The organism is Tardiphaga sp. 768_D3_N2_1, assembly GCF_052076105.1.
Lineage (GTDB): Bacteria > Pseudomonadota > Alphaproteobacteria > Rhizobiales > Xanthobacteraceae > Tardiphaga.
Window position 1 is genome coordinate 4996810 of the sequence record NZ_CP197245.1, and the last position, 21680, is coordinate 5018489.

The 21680-nt window shown below is 61.3% G+C and carries 23 protein-coding genes and 1 tRNA gene; 4 read left to right on the forward strand and 20 right to left on the reverse strand.

Annotation, left to right across the window (positions count from 1 at the left end; translation table 11 throughout):
- Positions 1-48: 48 nt before the first annotated feature.
- The 4 genes from AB8A27_RS23415 to AB8A27_RS23430 form a co-directional block, all read right to left on the reverse strand.
- Positions 49-1395, reverse strand: coding sequence for a cbb3-type cytochrome c oxidase subunit I (locus AB8A27_RS23415; RefSeq protein WP_441243978.1), 1347 nt, complete (start codon positions 1393-1395; stop codon positions 49-51).
- Between the two features lie 40 nt (positions 1396-1435).
- Positions 1436-1888, reverse strand: coding sequence for a c-type cytochrome (locus AB8A27_RS23420; protein WP_441243979.1), 453 nt, complete (start codon positions 1886-1888; stop codon positions 1436-1438).
- 94 nt (positions 1889-1982) lie between these two features.
- The gene (locus AB8A27_RS23425) at positions 1983-2252 is read right to left on the reverse strand and encodes a cytochrome C oxidase subunit IV family protein (RefSeq protein WP_441243980.1); all 270 of its coding nucleotides are present in this window, start codon (positions 2250-2252) and stop codon (positions 1983-1985) included.
- Positions 2253-2256: 4 nt separating this feature from the next.
- Positions 2257-2763, reverse strand: coding sequence for a cytochrome c oxidase subunit 3 (locus tag AB8A27_RS23430; RefSeq protein WP_441243981.1), 507 nt, complete (start codon positions 2761-2763; stop codon positions 2257-2259).
- Between the two features lie 200 nt (positions 2764-2963).
- Here AB8A27_RS23430 and AB8A27_RS23435 point away from each other — a divergent pair, with 200 nt between their 5' ends.
- Positions 2964-3119 (forward strand): hypothetical protein, encoded by a 156-nt coding sequence (locus AB8A27_RS23435; RefSeq protein WP_441243982.1) that lies wholly within the window; start codon positions 2964-2966, stop codon positions 3117-3119.
- Positions 3120-3299: 180 nt separating this feature from the next.
- Here the strand turns inward: AB8A27_RS23435 and AB8A27_RS23440 are convergent, their stop codons facing one another.
- The 6 genes from AB8A27_RS23440 to AB8A27_RS23465 are packed head-to-tail and all read right to left on the reverse strand — an operon-like array spanning position 3300 to position 8276.
- On the reverse strand, positions 3300-3704 hold the full coding sequence (locus AB8A27_RS23440; protein ID WP_175500506.1) for a carboxymuconolactone decarboxylase family protein: 405 nt from the start codon (positions 3702-3704) through the stop codon (positions 3300-3302).
- A 58-nt stretch (positions 3705-3762) separates the two neighbouring features.
- Positions 3763-4485, reverse strand: a complete 723-nt coding sequence (locus tag AB8A27_RS23445; RefSeq protein ID WP_441243983.1) for an ABC transporter ATP-binding protein — start codon at positions 4483-4485, stop codon at positions 3763-3765.
- Entirely contained in the window at positions 4482-5207 is a 726-nt protein-coding gene (locus AB8A27_RS23450) for an ABC transporter ATP-binding protein (RefSeq protein ID WP_441243984.1), read from the reverse strand. Before AB8A27_RS23450 ends, AB8A27_RS23445 begins: the two co-directional genes overlap by 4 nt.
- Complete coding sequence (locus AB8A27_RS23455; protein ID WP_441243985.1) at positions 5204-6175, reverse strand: branched-chain amino acid ABC transporter permease; 972 nt, start codon at positions 6173-6175, stop codon at positions 5204-5206. The genes AB8A27_RS23450 and AB8A27_RS23455 overlap by 4 nt, the downstream gene beginning before the upstream one ends.
- Positions 6172-7032, reverse strand: a complete 861-nt coding sequence (locus tag AB8A27_RS23460; protein ID WP_089263519.1) for a branched-chain amino acid ABC transporter permease — start codon at positions 7030-7032, stop codon at positions 6172-6174. Before AB8A27_RS23460 ends, AB8A27_RS23455 begins: the two co-directional genes overlap by 4 nt.
- 20 nt (positions 7033-7052) lie before the next feature.
- The gene (locus AB8A27_RS23465; protein ID WP_441243986.1) at positions 7053-8276 is read right to left on the reverse strand and encodes an ABC transporter substrate-binding protein; all 1224 of its coding nucleotides are present in this window, start codon (positions 8274-8276) and stop codon (positions 7053-7055) included.
- A 114-nt stretch (positions 8277-8390) separates the two neighbouring features.
- Here AB8A27_RS23465 and AB8A27_RS23470 point away from each other — a divergent pair, with 114 nt between their 5' ends.
- The 3 genes from AB8A27_RS23470 (at position 8391) to AB8A27_RS23480 (ending at position 11265) form a co-directional block, all read left to right on the forward strand.
- Positions 8391-9074 carry a GntR family transcriptional regulator gene (locus tag AB8A27_RS23470; RefSeq protein WP_441243987.1) on the forward strand — a complete coding sequence of 228 codons (684 nt, stop codon included), beginning with the start codon at positions 8391-8393 and terminating at the stop codon, positions 9072-9074.
- A gap of 61 nt (positions 9075-9135) precedes the next feature.
- On the forward strand, positions 9136-10026 hold the full coding sequence (locus AB8A27_RS23475; protein ID WP_441243988.1) for an NAD(P)-dependent oxidoreductase: 891 nt from the start codon (positions 9136-9138) through the stop codon (positions 10024-10026).
- Between the two features lie 12 nt (positions 10027-10038).
- Complete coding sequence (locus AB8A27_RS23480) at positions 10039-11265, forward strand: alpha/beta fold hydrolase (RefSeq protein ID WP_441243989.1); 1227 nt, start codon at positions 10039-10041, stop codon at positions 11263-11265.
- Between the two features lie 298 nt (positions 11266-11563).
- Here AB8A27_RS23480 and AB8A27_RS23485 read toward each other — a convergent pair whose 3' ends face one another.
- The 10 genes from AB8A27_RS23485 to AB8A27_RS23530 all read right to left on the reverse strand — a co-directional run bounded on the left by AB8A27_RS23485 (position 11564) and on the right by AB8A27_RS23530 (position 21675).
- Positions 11564-12406 carry a DUF2778 domain-containing protein gene (locus tag AB8A27_RS23485; RefSeq protein WP_441243990.1) on the reverse strand — a complete coding sequence of 281 codons (843 nt, stop codon included), beginning with the start codon at positions 12404-12406 and terminating at the stop codon, positions 11564-11566.
- 367 nt (positions 12407-12773) lie between these two features.
- Positions 12774-12863: transfer RNA gene (locus AB8A27_RS23490), tRNA-Ser, on the reverse strand.
- Positions 12864-13086: 223 nt separating this feature from the next.
- The gene (locus AB8A27_RS23495) at positions 13087-14559 is read right to left on the reverse strand and encodes a trehalose-6-phosphate synthase (RefSeq protein WP_441243991.1); all 1473 of its coding nucleotides are present in this window, start codon (positions 14557-14559) and stop codon (positions 13087-13089) included.
- A 158-nt stretch (positions 14560-14717) separates the two neighbouring features.
- Positions 14718-15539, reverse strand: a complete 822-nt coding sequence (otsB, locus tag AB8A27_RS23500) for a trehalose-phosphatase (RefSeq protein ID WP_441243992.1) — start codon at positions 15537-15539, stop codon at positions 14718-14720.
- Positions 15540-15543: 4 nt separating this feature from the next.
- On the reverse strand, positions 15544-17037 hold the full coding sequence (locus AB8A27_RS23505; RefSeq protein ID WP_441243993.1) for an MFS transporter: 1494 nt from the start codon (positions 17035-17037) through the stop codon (positions 15544-15546).
- Positions 17038-17211: 174 nt separating this feature from the next.
- A complete protein-coding gene (locus AB8A27_RS23510) occupies positions 17212-17937 on the reverse strand; it encodes a GntR family transcriptional regulator (RefSeq protein WP_441244997.1) in 726 nt (241 codons plus the stop codon).
- 11 nt (positions 17938-17948) lie between these two features.
- A complete protein-coding gene (gene hpxZ / locus AB8A27_RS23515; RefSeq protein WP_441243994.1) occupies positions 17949-18347 on the reverse strand; it encodes an oxalurate catabolism protein HpxZ in 399 nt (132 codons plus the stop codon).
- Between the two features lies 1 nt (position 18348).
- Positions 18349-19764 (reverse strand): AtzE family amidohydrolase, encoded by a 1416-nt coding sequence (locus tag AB8A27_RS23520; protein ID WP_441243995.1) that lies wholly within the window; start codon positions 19762-19764, stop codon positions 18349-18351.
- A complete protein-coding gene (locus AB8A27_RS23525; protein ID WP_441243996.1) occupies positions 19754-19933 on the reverse strand; it encodes a DUF4089 domain-containing protein in 180 nt (59 codons plus the stop codon). Before AB8A27_RS23525 ends, AB8A27_RS23520 begins: the two co-directional genes overlap by 11 nt.
- A 20-nt stretch (positions 19934-19953) precedes the next feature.
- Positions 19954-21675, reverse strand: coding sequence for a dipeptide ABC transporter ATP-binding protein (locus AB8A27_RS23530; RefSeq protein ID WP_441243997.1), 1722 nt, complete (start codon positions 21673-21675; stop codon positions 19954-19956).
- Positions 21676-21680 lie beyond the last annotated feature (5 nt).

The following is a 21680-nucleotide window of genomic DNA, read 5'->3' on the forward strand; positions in this document are numbered from 1 at the left end:
TCCGGATGGGAGCGCGGCCGGCATGAATCCGGCCGCCTCTTCTTGTCGTTACTCGGCGGGCTGCAGCTTCGTCGCCATGGCAGACGATCTCTCGCGGCCCGGCACGAGAACCGCCCAGATGAACATGGCGGCGGAGATCACCACGAAGACACCGGAACCGAGTCGGATCCAGTAGAACCAGGCAAGCTGATCCTGAACTTCCATATAGCCCTGGCCAAGCACGCGCTGGAGATGAGCCTGGAGAACACCTGCAAAGGTGAGCGCGAAGGTCATCACCATCATGGCGGTGCACATGATCCAGAAACTCGCCATGCTGAGCCATTGATTATACGGCTCGCGTCCTTTGATCTGCGGGATCGCATAGGCCATCATCGCCAGATTGAGCATGACATAGGCGCCGAAGAAAGCGAGATGACCGTGTGCCGCCGTCACCTGGGTGCCGTGTGTGTAGTAATTGACCGAGGATAGCGTGTGCAGGAAGCCCCATACGCCGGCACCGAGGAACGCCATCACCGAGCAGCCTACGGACCACAGCAATGCAGCGCGGTTCGGATGCTTACGGCCGGCCTTCCACGTGGTCTGCACCGTGAATATTACCATTGTGAAGAAGGGCGCCACCTCAAGCGTCGAGAATAGCGAACCGATCCACTGCCAGTAGCCGGGAGCGCCGATCCAGTAAAAGTGGTGGCCGGTGCCGAGAATGCCGGAGAACAGGGCCAGACCGACGATGACGTACAGCCACTTCTCCACCACCTCGCGATCGATGCCGTTGAGCTTGATCATCAGGAACGCAAGCACCGAGGCCATGATGAGTTCCCAGACGCCCTCGACCCACAGATGGACGACATACCACCAGTACATCTTGTCGACCGCGAGATTGATCGGATTGTAGAACGCGAACAGAAAGAAGATCGCGACGCCCCAGAGCCCGAACAGCAGAATGTTGGTTACCGTCGTCTTGCGGCCTCTCAGCGCGGTCAAGGTGACGTTGAACAGGAATATGAGACAGACGACGACGATGCCGACCTTGATGGCGAACGGCTGCTCCAGGAATTCGCGGCCCTCATGGTAGTGGAAGAGATAGCCGACCACCGCCACGCCCGCCGCACCGAAGAACATCCAGAACTGGACCTTGGCGAGCAGCGGGCTGTACAGCTCGTTCTCGGTCTCCTCAGGCAGCAGATAGTAGGTCGCCCCCATGAAGCCCATGAGCGACCAGACGATCAGCGCATTGGTATGGATCATCCGAACGATGTTGAACGGCAGCAGAACCGATAGAGTGTTCGGAAGCACGTATATGGTGCCGGCGACGAGACCAAAGGCGACCTGGGCCAGGAACAGCGTGAGCGCGCCATAGAAATACAGCAACGCGACCTTCTGAGTCTGATACTTCATGGATAATCATCTTCTATCTGGAGATCTGGGAAGGCGGCGCTCAACCAGCTTTGTTCGGCGGCCAGTTCTGGGTCTTGATGCTGTCCGTCCATTGAAGGAAGTCGGCGAGATCGTTGAGCTCCTGATCCGTGAGGTTGAATTGCGGCATCTGCCGCCGACCCGGCGCGCCGGACGGCTGTGCCTGCATCCAGGCTTTCAGGATGTCCTTCGCGGCGGCCGGGTCCTCCCGTCCCCCCCAACGATTCCACACATTGCCGACCTCCGGAGCGAAGTAGGCGCCTTCACCCAGCAAAGTGTGGCAGTTGATGCATGAATTCTTCTCCCAGACGTGCTTACCGCGGGCGACCGAATCCTTGAGTGTCGCCGCGTTCGTCGACGTGTTGAGCATGTAGTAGTGGCTGTGGGCCGTCAGCCCGAGGAAGATCGCGAAGAAGAAAGCGGATCCCCCGTAAAAAATGTTGCGGGCTGCTGTTTTCGTGAGGCGTTCAGCCATCACTCGTCCTTTCCGGTCATTGTTTGAGCGAGCGCTGCGACGACTTAGACAGATCGATCAGGCCGTACTTTGTGCTGGAGCAATCATCGGGCGGTTAGCCACGGACATACGAACCGACGAGAAGCACGACCCAGCAGAATGAAGCGACTGCGACGACCCATGCGCTCAGAAGACCGCGCCAGATCCCGGGCCTCGCGCGAAGACCGATGAAATCGAACAATATCCGCCTGCCCTTCAGCGCCGCGACGCCGAGAATGGTCGCGTGGGCAGCGGGCCGGGCGCTCACATGGCCTGCAGCGAACAGCGCGATGATCGTCAGCCCGAACAGCGCAAGGAGCGCGGCTTCAAGACGATGCAGTCTCATCGTCTCACCTGGTCAAATAGATGATGGGAAACATCAGGACCCAGACGAGATCGACCATGTGCCAGAACGATGTTCCGGTTTCCACGGCTGTTGGACGCGCGGCGCGCTGCACCACGATCAGGATGATGACGCCGAGGACGACATGCAGGAGGTGGAATCCCGTGAGGAGAAAGTAAAGCGTGAAGAAGATGTTGTCATCGAATACGGCACCAGCCGCGATCTCTCCCGCATATTCGACCAGTTTGGCGACCACGAATGCGATGCCGAGCGCAATCGCAAGCCAGAGCCAAAGCCGGCATGCTTTCACGCGGTTGAAGCGTGCGGCCAGGGCGCCACGCGCTGCAGCCCATCCGCTCGTCATCAGGAGGACGGTATTGAAACCCGCAAGCGCCGGGTTCAAGAGACGATGTCCGGCGGCGAAGGTCGGGGTGTTGAAGACCGAGGCGACGGCGAATGCGCCGAGCAATATCCCGAACACGGCCAGTTCGCTCAATATGAGGACCCACATCATCGGGTCGCCAGGCAGATCCGCGAATATTTCCCACTCGCTGTCTTGCCTGTTCGACACGCCATCCATCGCCGATTCCCCGGTTCCGATGCGGCAGTCGTTACGGCAGGCAAAGTGTGTCGTCTTTGTCTCGGCGCAACGATCGATGCAAGTTGCGCGGTAGGATCGAAGCCGATGAAGAACTATCTACGGAACCCGATCGCATGACCAACGCTCAGATTGGCCTGATGACCACCGCCCCGATCATTATCCTGTTCGCAGGCGCGCTCAGAGTGATGGGCGTCTTATCGACCGTCGCAACGGTCTCCGCCGTTATGCTGTCCGCTGTGATTGCGGTCTTTCTTTTCGTGACCCAATAATGCGACGTTTGGCAACGCATGTACGGGGTCCACGGGGCGGGTCCGATGCGCACCCTTGGCGCTGTGATCGAAGAAGATCACGCGCTCGACCCTATCGCGCTACGACGCTTGAGGCATCCGGGCGGCCATCCAACAGGGGCAGCAAAGGACGTCTCAAGCGGCTAGCGTTATGACGGCGTCCTACTCGACCTTGCCCATTTCCTTGAGCACTTCATTGGCGGCCTTGAACGCATCGAGGCCGGCCGGAATACCGCAATAGACCGTAGCGTGCAGCAGCACTTCCTTGATTTCGTCGACGGTGACGCCATTGGTGATGGCGCCGCGGGTGTGCAGTTTGATTTCGGGCGCGCGGTTCAGCGCCGTCAGCATTGCGAGGTTCAGCATGCTGCGGGTCTTGCGATCGAGACCCGGACGGTTCCAGGCATAGCCCCAGCACCATTCGGTGGTGATGTGCTGGAACGACATCATGAAGTCATTGGTCGACTGCATCGACTTGTCGACATAGGCCGCACCAAGCACTTCGCGCCGTGCGGCAAGGCCGATGTCGAACATTCCGCCGAGGGTGATCTTCTGATCGTAGCTCATGTTTATTCCTTCCATTTGCGATTGCCGGGTTTCGACGTCGTTCGCCCGTCTGCCTTGATCATATGCCGAGATAGGCCGCGCGAACGGCAGGATTTTCATTCAATTCTGCAGACGTGCCCTGCAGTGCAATGCGACCGCTTTCCAGCACATAGCCGCGTGTCGCGACATCGAGCGCCAGTCCGACATTCTGCTCGACCAGCAGGATCGAGGTTCCACGGCTATGAATCTTGGTGAAGGCATCGTGCATCTCTTCGACGACCTTTGGCGCCAGACCGTGGCTTGGTTCGTCCAGCAGCAACAGCTTCGGCTGCAGCATCAGTGCACGCCCGACAGCGACCATCTGCTGCTCTCCGCCCGAAAGCGTGCCGGCCAACTGCCCGCGCCGCTCGCGCAGACGCGGGAACAGTTCGAAGATGCCTTCCATGCGGGATTGAAGATCCCTGGCATGCCGTGCGGTGAAGGCACCGAGCATCAGGTTTTCTTCCACCATCATATCCGTAAACACATGACGCCCTTCGGGAACATGCGCGATGCCCAGCGTGGGGATGTCATGCGAGGCGCGGCTCGACAAATCATTGCCTGCAAAACGCAACGTGCCGGTGACATGCGGCACCAGGCGCGAGATCGTACGCAGGATCGTGCTCTTGCCGGCGGTATTGGCGCCGATGATGCAGACGAACTCGCCTTCGAACATCTGCAGATCGATGCCGTGCAGGACTTCGATCTCGCCGTAACCGGCGTTGAGACCCCTGATCTCGAGCAATGGCTGAGACGCGCTCATTTGTGGGCCTCCATCGAACGGCCGAGATAGGCTTCCACCACCACCGGATCGTTCGCCACCTGCTCCGGCGTGCCATCGGCCAGAAGACGCCCGAAATTCAGCACCAGGATGCGATCACAGATCGTCATGATCGCGCGCATATGATGCTCGACGACCAGCAGCGTGATGCCGTCGTCGCGCAGCGAGCGGATCAGATCCATGATCTCCTGCATCTCGACCGGATTGAGTGCGGCCATCACCTCATCAAGCAGCAGCACTTTGGGGCCGGTACACAACGCGCGTGCCAGTTCGACACGCGCGCGCTCGGGGAATGAGAGATTGCCCGCGAGCTTATGGGCAACAGACTTGAGCCCGACGCGATCGAGGCAGATCAATGCCTCCTTCCGAGCGGTCTCCACATCGTGACGCAACAGGCCTGCAGTGAGCACATTGTCGAGCACTGAACTCTCGGCAAACAATGCCACGTTCTGGAACGTCTTGGTCATGCCAAGCGCCGCAACCTTGTGCGGCTTCTGACCGACAACACTGGTGCCGTCGAGCTCGATCGAGCCGCTGTCCGGACGAATGAGGCCGACCAGCGTGCTGAAGAACGTCGTCTTGCCGGCGCCATTCGGGCCGATCAGCCCGACGATCTGTCCTTTCGGCACCGAGAACGTCACGTCGGACAGCGCCTGAAGCCCGCCGAAGCGGCGCGAGATACCACGCACATCGAGAATGGTCATGAGCGTGCCTTGTTCGAGAAGCGTGCCATCAACGAGTCGAACACGGTGATGAAGCCGCGTGGACGCCACAGAATGACAGCGATCAGAATGACGCCGAAGATCAATTGCGACAGGCCCGCCGCGCCCGACGAGAACAGATCGTTCATCAGCTCCTCGACCGGAATGATGAACAGCGCGCCGAGGATCGGACCGATCGCCGTTCCGACGCCGCCGAGAATGGCGATCAATGCGACGCGAATGGAGATGGACGCGGCGCTGAACACCGTATCCGGGTCGAAGAACACAGCGACCTGCGCATAGAGCGTGCCCAGCATGGCCATCAGCACGCCGGAGATCACGGCGGTCTGCAGCTTCACCTTTGTGGTGTCGATGCCGATCACTTCCGCCGCGGCCGGGTTTTCCTTGATGGCGCGTAGCCGATAGCCCATGGCACTGCGCCGGATCGCTTCGAAGATGAAGGTCACGATGATCAAGGCGATGAGGGCGATATAGGCATGCGGCAATAGCTGCTTGAAGGAATAGGCGGCAATACTGGGCGGGGTGAACGGCACGGACAGACCGACAGGACCGCCGGTGAGCGACGTCCAGACATTGGCGATGACGCGCATCACTTCGCCGAAGGCCAGCGTTGCCAAGGCAAAGTAATGGCCCTGCAGGCGCATGGTCGGAACAGCAATGATCAGTGCCGCGACGCCGCCGAGAAAGCCACCGGCGAACATGCCGATCCACGGGCTGATGCCGTATTTCAGCACCAGGATGGTGGATGTATAGGCGCCGATGCCGAAGAAGGCTGCGTGTCCAAGCGACGTCTGATTGGCCAGACCGCCGATGATGTTCCAGACCTGTGCCATCGCCGCGAATAGCAGTGTGAAGGTGAGCACGCGGATCCAGTATCCGGTCGGGCTGAGCAGCAGCGGCAGCACGGCTGCAATGGCGATCACTGCCAGAATTGCGATCCAGCGTTTCATCTGCTTGCTCCCACGAGGCCTTGCGGCCTCACCGCGAGCACGAAAATAAAGACGATGAACAGAATGAGGTTCTGCAACTGGATCGGGAAGAACAGCGACGACAGCGCCTGAATGACGCCCACCGCGAGCCCGCCGACTACGGCGCCCGCGACGCTGCCGAGACCACCGAGGACAACGACAGTGAACATCAGCACGACGAACTGGCCACCGACACCGGGGAAGACCGTGACATAAGGCAGGATCACCGCGCCGCCGAAGGCTGTGAGGCCGACGCCGAGCGCGAAGGCGATCTTGTACATCAAAGCCGTGTCGATCCCCATCAGCTGGGCAGCCATCGGGTTCTGCGCCGTCGCGCGCATGGCGCGCCCGAACCAGCTCGTGCGCATGAACCACCACAGGGCCAGACCACAGGCCAGCGACATGCCGAAGGCAATCAGATACGGCACGCTGATGAACAGCGCGCCGAGCGACAGCGACATGGTCTGATAGGACGTGGTCACCGAACGGAATTGCGAGCCGAACAGCAGCAGCGATCCGTTCTCGATCACGATCAGCAATCCGACGGTGAGGAAGATCTGCGCCACCGACGGCGCCTTCAACACGCGGGCGATCAATTGCCCCTGCACCAGCCAGCCGATGCCGAACGCCACCGCGAACGATAGCGGCGCGGCCAGCACCGGATCAAGGCCGAGATAGGCCCATGCGAACCAGGACACGAACATGCCGATCATCAGGAATTCCGCCTGCGCGAAATTCACGATGCCCATCACGCCATAGACCAGCGTCAGGCCGATGGAGATGACGGCATAGACGCCGCCCACCAACAGCCCGTCGATTATTGCCTGCAGAAATGACACGGTGATCTTTCGCTAGTTCGTCAGGATTTCCAGACAGCGGAACTTTTGGCCACATCCTTCGGCCACACCGTGACGAGCTCCTTGTTGCGCCACTGCGCCATCACGGGGACGGACAGGACGTTAAGGCCGGTGCTGTCGAATTCGACGGCACCGCCGGTCATCGCCTTGGTCCAGCCGCCGGTGAACTTCGCACCGCGCAGCGCCATGGTGACGTCCTCGGCCTTGGCCGATTTCGCCTTCTCGATCGCCTGCACCAGCACATCGAGCGCGACGGCATGCTCGAGCGCCTCATGCACCATGAAGTAGCCGAAGCGCTTGCGGAAACGCTCGGTGAGATCCGGCGCGAGATCGTAATTGGCGGGCGCGATCGAGAGCACGTTTTCGGCGAATTCGCCGAGACCTTTCTCGAAATCCGGAATGACATAACCGGCAGCACCGCCGATGGCCGGGATCGTGATGCGCTGCTGGCGCATGGTGCGGATCAGCAGCAGGCTGTCATTGAGATAGGACACCGGGAAGACGGCCTGGGCACCGGACGCGCGCAGCTTGTTGATCAGCGGCGTGGTGTCGGTGATTCCCAGCGGATAGGCATCGTCCATGGCCACTTCGATATTGGCGGCCTTGGCGGCGGCGCGAAGACCATTAGCCTGCGCAGTGCCATAGGCGGTGTCTTCATACATGATCGCGATCTTGTCGATCTTGGCGCCGGATGCCTGCGCAATCGCCAGCGTGTAGTCGAGCTGCGCCTTGCCGAGCGCAGAGGCCTTGGCGACGATCTGGAAGATGTTCTTGAAGCCGCGACCGGTGATCTGGTCGGCAAAGGACATTGTGAGCAGCGGAATGTCCCGGCGTTCCGTGACTTCCGAAATGGCGATGGTCAGCGATGACGCGAATGCGCCGAGGATCGCCGTCACTTCGTTCTGGGTGATGAGCCGCTGCGCGACCGTGCCCGCCGTGGTCGGCGTCGACGTCGCGTCGGCCACGATCAGATTGATCTTGGCGCCGCCGAGCGCCTTGATGCCGCCGGCTGCGTTGATCTCATCGGCGACGAGCTCGATACCGTTGCGCGAATTGATGCCGAACTGCGCATTGGCGCCCGACAGCGGCATGATCACGCCGATATTGACCTGCTTCGCCTGCGCCCGTGCGGGCGACAGCACCATCGGGCTCGCCAGCAGCGATGCAGTTCCGGCAAGCAGCGTACGGCGGCTCAGGCCACCACGATGGGAGGTTGTCTTGGACATGGGCGTTTTCTCCGAATGCAGAACGGCCTTTGCGGCTTCGCCGGCAATTCGACATAAAACAGACGAGCGGTCAAGCTGCTTGACAGATTGTCTGATAGGCGGTCAACTTGACGCATGGTAAAGATCGAATCGGACCTGAATGTCTCGCGGGAATCGACCAGTCTGCGACTGTTGGTTGAAAATCGACTGCGCTCCGCAATCGGAAGTGGGCTTTTCAGGCCTGGCCAGCGGCTGATCGAGCGCGAACTGTGCGAGCAGGTCGGCGTCGGCCGCACCTCGATCCGCGAGGCGCTCCGACAGCTGGAGGCCGAGGGCCTCGTCACCACGATTCCGCATCGCGGCCCCATCGTCAGCACCATCAGCGTCGAGGAAGCCGAGCAGCTCTATGATTTGCGCGCGCTGCTGGAAGGTTATGCCGGCCGTGAATGTGCGCGACTGCGCGACCCGGAGATTATCGGACGGTTGCGCAAACAGTTTATCCAGATGGGCGCAGTTGCCGGTCAGGAAGACCGCAGCGACCTGCTGGCCGCCAAGACTGAATTCTATGCCGCGCTGCTCGAAGGCTGCGGCAATGTTTTCGTCGAACGCTTTCTGAAAATGCTGCTGAACCGCGTCACGGTGCTGCGCATGACGTCGATGACGCAGGCCAATCGTATCGGCCGCAGTCTTGCCGAAATCGAGACCATCCTTGTCGCTATCGAGGCCGGCGACCAAGATGGAGCCGAGCAGGCTTGCGTTCAGCACATCAAGAATGCCGCCGCGATCGCACTGGAAGCGTTGCAGCGCGATAATCCCTGACCGGCGCGATCACTTGCCGCGCCCAATATCGAATACAATAAGAACTTGAAGAGGAACGCCCGTGTCGAATTCAGCCGCCATCAATCCGCCCGCCAGGATCGCCGTGATCGGCCTCGGCAATATGGGACGCCCCATGGCCGCCTGTGTCGCGCGTGCCGGATATCAGGTGGTCGGTTTCGATACATTCGCCGAAGCACGTGCCAAATATGCCGAAGCCGGCGGCACGTCGGCGGCGACCGTCGATGAAGCCGTCAAGGATGCAGCCGCCGTCATCACCTTGCTGCCCGATGGCAAGATCGTGCGCGCCGCCGTCGAGGGCTTCAAGGCGAAGCTCACACCGGGCACGGTGGTGATCGACATGAGCTCCTCCGCACCGATGGGCACGCGCGCGCTCGGCGAAGAGCTGATCGCAGCGGGCCTCGCTTTCATCGACGCGCCGGTATCGGGCGGCGTGAAGCGCGCCATCGACGGCACACTGGCGATCATGGCCGGCGGCGACGGCAAGACCATCGATCGCGCCGATCCCGTGCTGAGTGCTATGGGCAAGTCAGTGTTCCGTACCGGCCCGCTCGGCTCCGGTCATGCCGCCAAGGCGCTGAACAACTACGTCTCGGCAGCAGGCCTCGCCGCTGCCGCCGAAGCCGTCGCCATCGGTGGCAGCTTCGGCATCGACCCGAACGTCCTCGTCGACGTGTTGAATGCCTCCACCGGGCGCAACAACTCGACCGAGAACAAGCTCAAGCAATTCGTCATTCCCGAGAAATACACCTCGGGCTTTGCGCTTGCTTTGATGGCGAAAGATATCCGCACCGCCGACGAACTCGCCCACCAGATCGGCGTCAACGCGCCGCTGGCAGATGAAGTCGCCGCGCTGTGGGATGCCGCGCTGGAGAAACTCGGACCGTCGGCCGATCATGTCGAGATCGGCCGCTATCTCACTGCCAGGAAGTAGGTGAGACCGGGCATGGGCCTGATCGACGAGCTTCGCAATCGACTTGCGGTCGCGATCGCCGCGCCGGAGGTGCAGTCCTTTGCGCGCGGGCTGAATCTTGAAATTCAGTTTGGGATCGACGAGGCCGCCGTCGCAATTGCTTGTCGCAATAGCCAGCCGGTTGTCAGTATACCCAGCAATGCGCCAGACATCGCGCTATCCGGGCCAGCAACAGCATGGCTGAAGGTACTGGCCCCCTGCGCGCCACCGACCTATCATTCGTTTTCATCGATCCAGCTGCGCAACACCAGCTTCACCGTGACCGGCGATGCGCTGGTTATTGCGCAGGCCCGCGCATTTCTCGAAGCCGTGTTCGCGAATCTGACCACGCCGGCCGCGCATGCCGTCGAAGTCGATCTCACACGCCTTGAGGGTCGCTATCACCGCGTGCACAGCGCCGGCGGGCAGATTGCCGAAATCTATTCAGAGGGCACGGGCACCGGCAGACCGGTGCTGTGCCTCCACACAGCCGGAGCGGATACGCGGCAGTTTCACGGCGTGATGTGCGATCCTGAACTCGGGCGCGACTGGCGCCTGATCGGCTTCGACATGCCGCATCACGGCCGCTCGATGCCGCCCATCGGCTGGGATGGCAGCATCTATCAGCTCGATCAGCCGACCTATCTGGACTGGTGCGCGAGCTTTATCGAACAGGCGATCGGCGAACCCGTTGTGGTGATGGGCTGCTCGATGGGCGCCGGCATCGCCATGGCGCTCGCCGCAGAGCGACCTGATCTCGTGAAGGCCGTGGTCGCGCTCGAAGCGCCCTTGCGCCCGCGCGGCCGTCGCAATGACTATCTCACCCATGCGGGCGTCAATGGTGGCTGGCACTCGGCAGCCTATGTGCGCGGATTGATGAGCCCGTCCAGCCCCGCTGAGGATCGCCGACGCGCCGCATGGATCTATTCGCAAGGTGCGCCGGGCATCTATGACGGCGATCTGGCTTTCTATTCGGACGAGTTCGACGGCGAGCAGACTGCCAAGCTCATCGACGGCCACAAGATCCCCGTCCATCTTCTGATCGGTCACTACGACTTCTCCGCCACCGTGAGCGACGCCTACGCGCTCGCCGAATGGATCGAAGGCGCCGTGGTCACAGAGATGCCGGAGCTCGGGCATTTTCCGATGACGGAAAACCCGCCAAAAATGCTGGACTATCTGCGTCCCGTCTTCCAGGCGCTGAGGCGTTTGCCGCATTGACTGCGCGGGAATTAATCCGGGGGTTGCAGTCCCGGTGACGCGACCCAGTTTTCGACCTTCGAGTAAAAACGAAACTGCTGTGCCTTCTTAAGCAGCTCGTCTCTCTTCGGGCCGGGCTCCAAGGCGTCAGCTCGCTCAGCATAACTTTTCGCCATTCGCGCGTAGTCACTGGGTGTCATATGCGAATCCCCCGATTCAGCGTTGGCATACTACCAATCCAAATCTGGGCGAAAATTAGTTCTGAAGATCAATCTCAGGCTGAAGCGCGATATCTGAGTACTCACAGATACAGCTACGTCTAGGTTTTTTGTGCCACCATGACGCTCGGATCGGCCAGGCTCGGTACGACGATCAATCTCTTCACGGCGCCTGCTTTGTAGGCCTGCAGGAACGTTGCGTAGTCCTTGAATGATACGCAACCGTTCGAATCTCCCTTTGGCCCCATCAAGTAGCTGTGTGTGAGCAATCCTGAGCGGCCAAACAGATCACCTTGACCCACCGGCTTCATTCGCAATGCTTCGACACCGTGGAACGGCTTCTCTCGCTTGCTCAGTTCATATATCTGCGGCGGCGTTGCACCTCGATCATGGACGTGAACTTGCGTCGGATCGTCCATGAGCTCGCCAAGTCCGGAGTGAGCCTCAAGCCTCGTTCCGTCGGGCATGTAAACGGTGCGCGCGGAGATGTCGTAAAGCGCCGTCCGCGTTTCCGCCAACGTTGGAGGTGCACTGTCCTTTCCGTCGCCGGAGATTCCACCGTCGGGCGATGCAGACGCCAAAAGAGTTTCAGACGGCTGGAGCATCGCGAAGACTTTTTTAAGTGCTGCGCTGACATTGGACAACGGATCAGACGGCGGTGACGCCTGATCCGGCAGAGACACAGCAATCAAATTGGCCGCCGACGGCCGGACTCTCGGCAGCGGCACTTTTCCATTCGCCGCCGAGCTTCCGGGCAAGTTGTCGGCGGGAAGCATTGGCTGCGATCGCATGGCTTGCGCGAGCTGTAACTTGGCCTGACGAACTTCCAGTTCGGCGTTCGAAACCGACACTTCGAAATCAAAAGCTTGCGGAAAACGCTGAGCGAACGAGACGACATCGGGCCGGGAACGATCTGGATTTTCGGCCCTCAAGAAGCGCAGCATATTTTGAGGCTCTCGAACGTATGCACATAGCGTCAGAGCCACAGCCAAGGCTCCGGCAGACGCAGCAGCAATAACAATTCGAGATCTACGCAATTGATGCCCCAGGCGCGACGCAAAAAAGGCTACCCAATGATTCAAGCTCAAATCAAGGCAACCAGCCTGACGTATTAAGCCATTTTGGCCTCGCCAGACTTTGCGCGATTCAAGAAGGTCCACCTTCCTGAGCGTGAGCCTCCTTTTCCAATCGGAGCCTGCCGTACAGGCTCGTTAGAAACCTGACCATCGATACAATCGTCATCCCGTTACCGCGCGGGGAGCGGAATGACGCCGGCCGGCTCGCAAATAGATCAGCTGGTCGGGAGGGGGCTGGCGGAGAGAGTGGGATTCGAACCCACGGTACGGTTTCCCGCACACACGCTTTCCAAGCGTGCGCCTTAAGCCACTCGGCCATCTCTCCGGCGCGCCTTCTCATGACGGGCCGGAGCGAGATTTGCAAGGGACCGCCGGCCTGGCCCGGCAGTTTTTCTCAAATTATTGAAGGATATAGGGAATTCGGGTGAACGTTGGCGCCTCCTGCTCGCCCTGGCGAGCGGCGAATCGGCTTGCGATGCGTCGGCGCAATAATCCCCGAGCCAGCGCGCCGCGGGGAACCTCCCCCATTGGCCTGGCTGGCAGCCGGCTCAGTGGAAGCGGCTGCCTAATCCCGCACCGGCCGACCGAACCGGCCAGACCACGGGCGGCTCAACCGGCAGCGTTTCCACCGGCATTTTGTCATTGGCGATGTGAGCCTGCTGCAGCGCCTCGACGAAATCGGCAAACCAGTCCTGGATCGTGCTGGCGCGCAGCTTCGCCATCATGGCTTCCCAGCGCATGCGACGCTCCACCAGGGGCATCGACAGGGCAGTCGCGATGGTCCGCGCCATGCCGTCCACATCATGCGGATTGACCAGCAGGGCGGTATCGAGCTCATTCGCAGCGCCGGCATATTTCGACAGCACCAGCACACCGGGATCGACCGGGTTCTGCGCCGCGACATATTCCTTGGCGACCAGATTCATGCCGTCATGCAGCGGCGTCACCAGGCCGACCTGCGCGGTGCGATAGAGGCCAGCAAGCACGGTCTGGCTGAAGCCCTTGTTGAGATAACGGATCGGTGTCCAGTCAACTTCGCCGTGACGCCCGTTCACGTCGCTCACCAGCTTGGCAAGCTGGTTCTGCAGGTCGCCATAGGCCTCGATCGTGCCGCGCGACAGTGTCGCGATCTGCAACAGCGAGACCGAACGCTTGAGCTGCGGATGCCGCGTCAGCATACGGTCGAACGCCTCGAGACGATTGACGAGACCCTTGGAGTAATCGACGCGATCGACGCCGATGGCGAGCTTCTCGCCGTGCAGGCTGCGGCGCAGCCGCGACACATCGGGATGCGACGCCGCCCTGGCGGCATGCGTAGCAAACTTCGCGGGATCGATGCCGATCGGAAATACCGCACAGCGCGACGCGCCGTAACGCGACAACACCACGCCACCCGTCGTATCCAGGCCGAGATCGCCATCCACATAAGACAGGAAGTTGTCGCGATCACCTTCGGTCTGGAAGCCGATCAGATCGTAAGCGAGCATTGCCTCGACTAGTTCGCGATGATGCGGCACGCCGCTAAAAATATCGTGTGCCGGCCACGGCGTATGCAGGAAAAAGCCGAGCGGATGCGTCACACCAAGCGCGCGCAATTCTGCGCCAAGCGCAAGGAAATGGTAATCCTGAATCCAGAACGCGGTATCGGGCTTGCGGAACCGCAGCAGCGCACGTGCGAAGAACGAATTCACTTCGCGATACGACTGATAATCATCCTGCGATGTGCTGATCAGATCGGTACGGGAATGCAGCGCAGGCCAAAGCGCCGAATTGGCGAAGCCTTCATAATAGCCACCGTAATGCGCGGCAGGCAGATCGAGCATTGCCAGCGCGCCAGCGCCAAGCGCTTCGACTTCGGCAAAAGGCTCCTTCTGCGCGCCATCACGCACGCGACCGCTGGAACCGACCCAAATCGCGCCAGATTTCTCCACCACAGGCAACAGGGCTGCTGCCAGACCGCCGGTCATCGGCTCATTCGCCGAAGCGCGCGATACTCGGTTTGAGACTACGACGAGATTCACAGGGTCCCCTCCTGATTGCACATATTGATAAACGTACGTTCATCAATATGGTTCCTCGTCACCATTCGACCCAATTGAAACCAAATTCGGGCACGCGACGATGGAACTCACCTTTCAGTGAGTTCCATCCGCAGCGGTATCAATGATGTTGCGCAGCGCTATTTCGATTTCGCTGCATCGTCGATCAGCAAGCGCGCGAGCCATGCACGCACATCGCGCGGCTCGTCGAAGTGACCCGATACACCTTGCGCACGGCGGCCGACGGAGAATGCGAGACCATTCATGCCGGGCATGATCGCAAATACGGATTCATCGGTGACATCGTCGCCGATGAAGATCGGACGGCGCCCGCTGAACGGCTCATGCGCCATCAACTCGATCACGCCCGTCGCCTTGGTCACACCAGCCGGCTTGATCTCGCAGACAGCCTTGCCGGGCAGCACTTCGATCGGTGCATTCGGCAGATCGGCACGGATCGCGGAAACCGCATCATAGATCGCCTTCTCCGCATGCGGCGCGAGACGGTAATGCAGCGCGAGCGCATAGCCCTTGTCCTCGAGCAGAATACCCGGGCTCAACTTCGCAATGGCAGCAAGGCGACGCTTCAATTCCTTGTCCATCGGCGGCGCACCTGCCGCAACCGATTCATTCTCTGCCGACAGTCGCATCTCGGCGCCGTGACCGCCGACCGCCGGGAATTGCATCGGCGCAAAAATCAGATCGATGTCGTTGATCGAACGTCCTGAGACAAGCGCCATGGCGCCATTCGTGCGCTGCAGCAGCTTGCCCATGGACGTCGCCAGATCCGGCGGCACCCAAACCTCACGCGGCGTCGGCGCCAGGTCGAGCAGCGTACCGTCGATATCGAGCAGCAGCGCGCATTCGCTAAGCCGCGGCAATTCCGCACCCGGATACAGCACCTCTTCGGAATGCGGCGCATCGTCGACATGAATTTCGATAATTTTCTGAGGCATGTTCATGAGATTACTCCACCACGGCCAGCGGCCGTGCAACTGATTCAAGCGGCTGGCGTTCCGCCGCGACGGCATAGCGCCAGCCGACAATCGCAGCCGCGACCATCAGAACAGCACCAAACAGGTATCCGGCAAACACGCTGTTGCGCGACCCGGTATCGATCAGCACGCCAAACAAAGCCGGTCCGGCAACGCCGCCGATCCCGGTACCGATCGCGTAGAAGACAGCGATCGCCAATGCGCGAACCTCGATCGGGAACGTCTCGCTGACCGTGAGATAGGCCGCACTCGCCGCAGGCGATGCAAAGAAGAAAATGATCATCCAGGCGATGGTCTGGGTCTGCGCACTCAACACATCGATCGAGAACAGATAGCCGGAGATCGCAAGCAATATGCCCGACATGCCATAGGTGACCGCAATCATCACGCGGCGCCCGAGCGTATCGAACAGCCGGCCGAGCAACAGTGGCCCGAGAAAATTACCAGCGGCAAATGGCAGGATATACCAGCCGACGTGGCTGGAGGGGATGCCGAAGAAATCCGTCAGCACCAGTGCATAGGTGAAGAAGATCGCGTTGTAGAAAAACGCCTGCGACGCCATCAGCATGAGACCGACCAGCGACCGCTGGCGATACAGCACGAACAGCGTCTGCGCGACCTCCTTCAGCGGCGTGTGATCGCGCATGGTCAGTCTGATCTTCGGCAGTGATCGCAAAGCCGACGGAGTGGCTTTCTGCTGCACTGAGGTTTCGATATCGGCCACGATCGCTTCTGCGCGCTGCGGCTGACCGTGGATCATCAGCCAGCGCGGGCTTTCCGGAATCCACATCCGCATGAACAGCACGATGAGACCCAGAATGGCGCCGGTGAAATATGCGACGCGCCAGCCATAGGACTGAGAAATGACGGCAGGATCGAGTAGGACGATGGCGCAGACCGCGCCCATCGCCGCGCCGAGCCAGAAACTGCCGTTGATCACCAGATCGGTCCAGCCGCGATAGCGTGCCGGCACCAGCTCCTGGATCGTCGAATTGATCGCGGTATATTCCCCGCCAATGCCGGCGCCCGTCAGGAAGCGAAACAAGGCATAGCTGGCAAGATTCCACGACATCGCCGTCGCGGCAGTCGCCATGAGATAAAGCGCAAGCGTGATGAAGAACAGCTTCTTCCGCCCGATGCGATCCGTCAGCCAGCCGAAGCCCAGCGCGCCAATCACGGCGCCTGCAAGATAGGCGCTGTTGGCAAAGCCGACATCGAGGTTCGAGAACCGTAGCACCGGATCTTCCTTGAGCGCACCGGACAGCGCGCCCGCCAGGGTCACCTCAAGACCATCGAGAATCCACGTGATGCCAAGGGCCAGAACGACCCGCGTGTGAAAGCCGCTCCAGCGCAGCGCATCCAGGCGCGCAGGAATGTCGGTTTCAATCGTACGATCCGAGCCAGAAGCTGGCGTCCGGCCGGGCACCGGCGAGGCCGCTATTTCCGTGCTGCTCAGATAAGCCATGCCGCCTTGCTCCTGAGCATTTGCTCGCACCCCCACGGACAAGCGGAAATCGACATCAACGCGAAAAGCCCGAAACCTTGCGGTGACGGGTGATTCAGCGCCAAAGGGTTACATTCTCCGTGAAGCAACCCGCGAAGAACGCGTTGGTTCCCATTTTATGCGGGGAATTGGGACCTAGAGCGAAACGGCGTAATGCTCGTATTCGCCGCGCACCAGCTCGATATGGGCGCGCATTGCCGCCGCGGCGCCGTTGCGATCGCCGCGCATGATGGCGACGACGACGCGGTCATGCTCGGCCTGCGACTTGGCGAGACGGCCGAGATTGCGGAACTGGGCACGCCGGAACGGCTGCACGCGCACGCGCGTGGCCAGCGTGATCTCGGCGATATATTCGTTCTGCGAGCCCGTATAGATCGCGTTGTGAAAACGCTCGTTCACTTCGTGAAAGCGATCCGGATTGCCGTCATAGCTCAGCACCCGCAGCTCTTCGTGAATGGCTTCCAGCTCGCGACGTTGCACGGCCGGCATACGTTCCGCCGCGAGGCCTGCACACAACGCTTCGAGCTCCGCCATAGCCTCGAACATCCCAGTGAGACGATCGACCGATGGTTGCGCCACGACCGCACCGCGATGCGCACGCGAGTCGACGAGTCCGCTCGCCGTGAGCTGGCGCAGCGCTTCACGAACGGGCGTCCGCGAAACATTGAAACGTTGTGCCAGATCTGTTTCGTCAAGCGGGGTGCCGGGTGCCAGCACGCCGCGCACGATCTCGTCGGCCAGTTGCAGGCGAAGTTCTTCGGCGCGCGTCAGCTTGCCGGTGGTTGCGCCGGCGCGGTCAACCCGGCTGACCGGCCCGGCGATGCCCGCCTTGCGGCGCGGCTTCCCCGGCTGGATCAGCATGTCGTCGAAACTCATCCCTTGGGATCCTGCGGTTCGTCGATCAGGCTGACAGAGGCCGCCACGATTCGCCAGCCTTCCGGAAAGCGGATCCACGTCTGCATCTGTCGACCGACCTTACCCGGAGCCGCATCGCGATAAAATAGCGTTGAGGCGACCGCAGTGTCGCGGCCATAGGATGTAATCACGGTGCGCTCTGTCCGGCGTCCCAGCCCGATCGGCGAGCGTGCGCTGCGAAATGCCTGAATCGCGTCGTAGCCATAGAGATTTTCGCCCGCACCGTAGCGAAGGGTGCGGGGATCCTTGCGAAACAGCTCCCCCAGCACTGCGGTGTCGTTGCTCACCAGGGCGGCTTCGTAACGTGCGAAAGCTGCGCCCACTTCGGCGATGACGTCAGGCAGATCAATGTCCATATCAGAACCCTTTTGCGCGCGGCGCGGCAACGGTGCCGGCCCGCTCCAAAGCATAGGCGACACGCAGCGCGATGTCTTCCCGCCACGGCGCCGTAATGATCTGCACGCCAATCGGCATCGGATCGAGCGGCACCGGGACAGCGACCACGGGCAGACCGATGAAGGAGATCGGCTGGGTGTGGATGCCGATATTGGCGCGTACCGGCAGTTCGACGCCGTCGAGCACGAACGTCGCCTGTCCCAGTTTCGGCGCGATGCACGGCGTCGCCGGCGCGATGATCACGTCGACGTCCTCAAACAATTCGAGCACCTTGGCGCGATACCAGCGACGGAATTTCTGGGCGCGGTCGACCAGCGGCGCCGGCACCATGGCGCCGGCCAGCAACCGGTCACGCACCGCCGGATCGAAATCATTGGGACGCGTGCGCAAGCGATCCAGATGCAGTGACGCACCCTCGACGGTCGAGATCACGTAGGCGGCAGCGCGCGCGCGGGCAACCTCGGGCAGCTCGATGTCACGCGTGACGCCGAGCGCCTTCGTGACATGCGCGACTGCCTCCTGGGCCTCCGGAAACAGGTTCTTGCGGAAGTATCCGCCGGCAGCGGCGATCCTAAGATTGCCAATGTCCTGCCCTAGCAGCGGCGTCACCGGCTCGATGGCACGGGTCGAACAGGCGGCATCCTCGGCATCAGGCCCCTGCATTGCATCGTAGGACAGCGCGAGATCCTCCACCGACCGCGCGAAAGGGCCGAGGTGATCGAAGCTCGCGACAAAGGGAAACGAGCGCGCACGCGACAGCCGGCCATAGGTCGGTTTCAGGCCGAAGATGCCGCAAAATGACGACGGCACGCGGATCGAACCGTTGGTGTCCGAACCCAGGGCAATCGGCACGAGCCGGCCACCGACGGCGCCGCCGGAACCACCCGATGAGCCGCCGGTCATCCGGGTCGTGTCATGCGGATTTCGCGATGGCCCGTCGTGAATGTTCTCACCCGTAAAATCATAGGCGTATTCGCCCATGTTGAGCGCACCGACCAAGACAGCGCCCGCGGCTTCCATGCGTTCGACCAGCGTCGCATCGCGGGTTGAAGCCGGACGATCGCGATTGATCTTCGATCCGGCGCGGGTCGGCAGGCCGGTGACATCGAACAGGTTCTTTACGGCGAACGGCACACCGGCGAGCGGGCCGACGCTTTGACCGGCGGCAATCGCGGCATCCAGCGCCTTCGCCGTGGCCCGGGCGCGATCGGCGGTGACGTCGGTGAAGGCGTTCAGGACCGGATTGTGCTGTGCGATGCGCGCCAGCGCTGCTTCAGTGACGGCGAGTGCCGAGATTTTCTTCGCGGCAACCGCCTGTGCGATTTCGGAGGCCGGGCGCCAATCGCCTTCGGGTGTGACAACAGGATCAAGCTGCATAGATGCTCGCCGGCTCGGTTTCATCTGGCAGCGAAAATTCGTCGACCATGCCGGCCAGCTTCAGGGTCACGGCAAGATTGGCACGGACGGATGGCTTCCATGCGTCTTCAATCGGCAATGCCAGCGCCTTTGCGACGGCGTCGATATAGTCATCAAACGGTTCGGCCACGGTCCCTCCCTCGATCTGTCTCAATGAACCGGCAGCGGCGGATGCGGGATCGCCGACAGCAGCTCCTTCGTATAGGCGTCCTGCGGTGCATCCAGCACGGCCTCGGTCAAGCCCTGCTCTACGATCCGCCCCGTGCGCATCACGATGACACGATCACACAGCAAACGCACCACATTCAAATCGTGGGACACGAACAAATAGCTCATTCCCATCGACTGCTTCAGGTCCTGCAGCAGGTTCAGCACAACCGCCTGCACGGAGACGTCCAGCGCCGCCGTCGGCTCATCCAGGATGATCAGCTTCGGCTGCAGCGCAATGGCGCGGGCAATGCCGACGCGCGCCTTCTGGCCGCCGGACATCTGGTGCGGAAAGCGATCGAGCAATTCGAGCGGCAAGCCGACCTGTCGCGCGAGGTCCTCGCATTTTGCACGCAACGCATCCGCGCCCTTGATGTCGCCAAGCTGCATGATCGGATCGGCGATGGCCCGCGCTGCGGTGAAGCGCGGATTGAGACTATCGGTCGGATCCTGGAACACCATCTGGATGCTCTTGCGCAGTGGCAGCCGCGCAAAGGAATTCGGCGCGATCTCGCCGATCTCGTCGCCATCGAACGAGATGCGCCCCGAGGTCTTGTCGATCAGCCGCATCACCATCATCGACGTCGTGGACTTGCCGCAGCCGGATTCGCCGACAAGACCGACGCTCTCGCCGTGGCCAACCGTGAAGCTGATGCCGTCGACCGCGCGAAACTTGTCCGGCTCGGTCGGCGGCTTGCGCGAAAACAGTTTGGCAAGCGATGCGGTCGCGCCCTGGCGGGCATATTCCTTGACGAGGTTTTCGACGACCAGCAGCGGCTTTGCGGTCACGTCAGTACTGACGCTGTCTGCGACCGGCTGCTGCACCGGCATTGCGGCGCGCTCTTCGGCGGGCAGCAGATCACGCAGCGAGATGCCGAGCCGAGGCGTCGCCTGCATCAGCTTCTTGGTATAGGCATGCTTCGGGTTAGCGAAGATATCGGCCGACAGAGCCGTCTCGACCACCCTGCCCTTTTCCATCACCACCACGCGGTCGCAATAGGCGGCGGCAAGGCCGAGATCGTGAGTGATCAGGATGGTCGACATACCGCGGCTCCTGGTGAGCTCGACGACCAGATCCATCACCGCCTTCTGCGTCGTGACATCGAGCCCTGTGGTCGGCTCGTCGGCGATCAGGAGCTGCGGATTGCACGCCAGCGCAAGCGTGATCACCACACGTTGGCACATGCCGCCGGAGAGTTCGAACGGATAGGCGTGATAGCGTTCACGCGGCCGCGCGATCTTGACCTGTTCCAGCGCCTCGATGGCTTTTTCCGCGCGGTCTGCGCTGCCCGCCTGCGCATGCTGGCGCAGCACGTCCTCGATCTGGTCACCGACCTTGCGGATCGGATTGAGCGCCGCCCGCGGGTTCTGAAAGATCATCGAAATTTCGCGGCCGCGCAGGTCGCGCATCTGGCTCTCGGTCGCCGCCTTTACATCGACGCCGGAGAACATCACCGAACCTTCGGCGATCTTGCCGGCGCGGTCGAGAATGCGCATCACGGCATAGGACGTCACGGATTTGCCCGAGCCGGACTCGCCGACGATGCCCAGCGTCTCGCCCTTGGCGACGGAGATATTGACGTGCTGCACGGCCTTGACGATGCCGCGCCGTGTAGCGAATTCGACGGTGAGATCGCTGACGTCGAGAAGCGGTTGAGCGGTCATGGCCA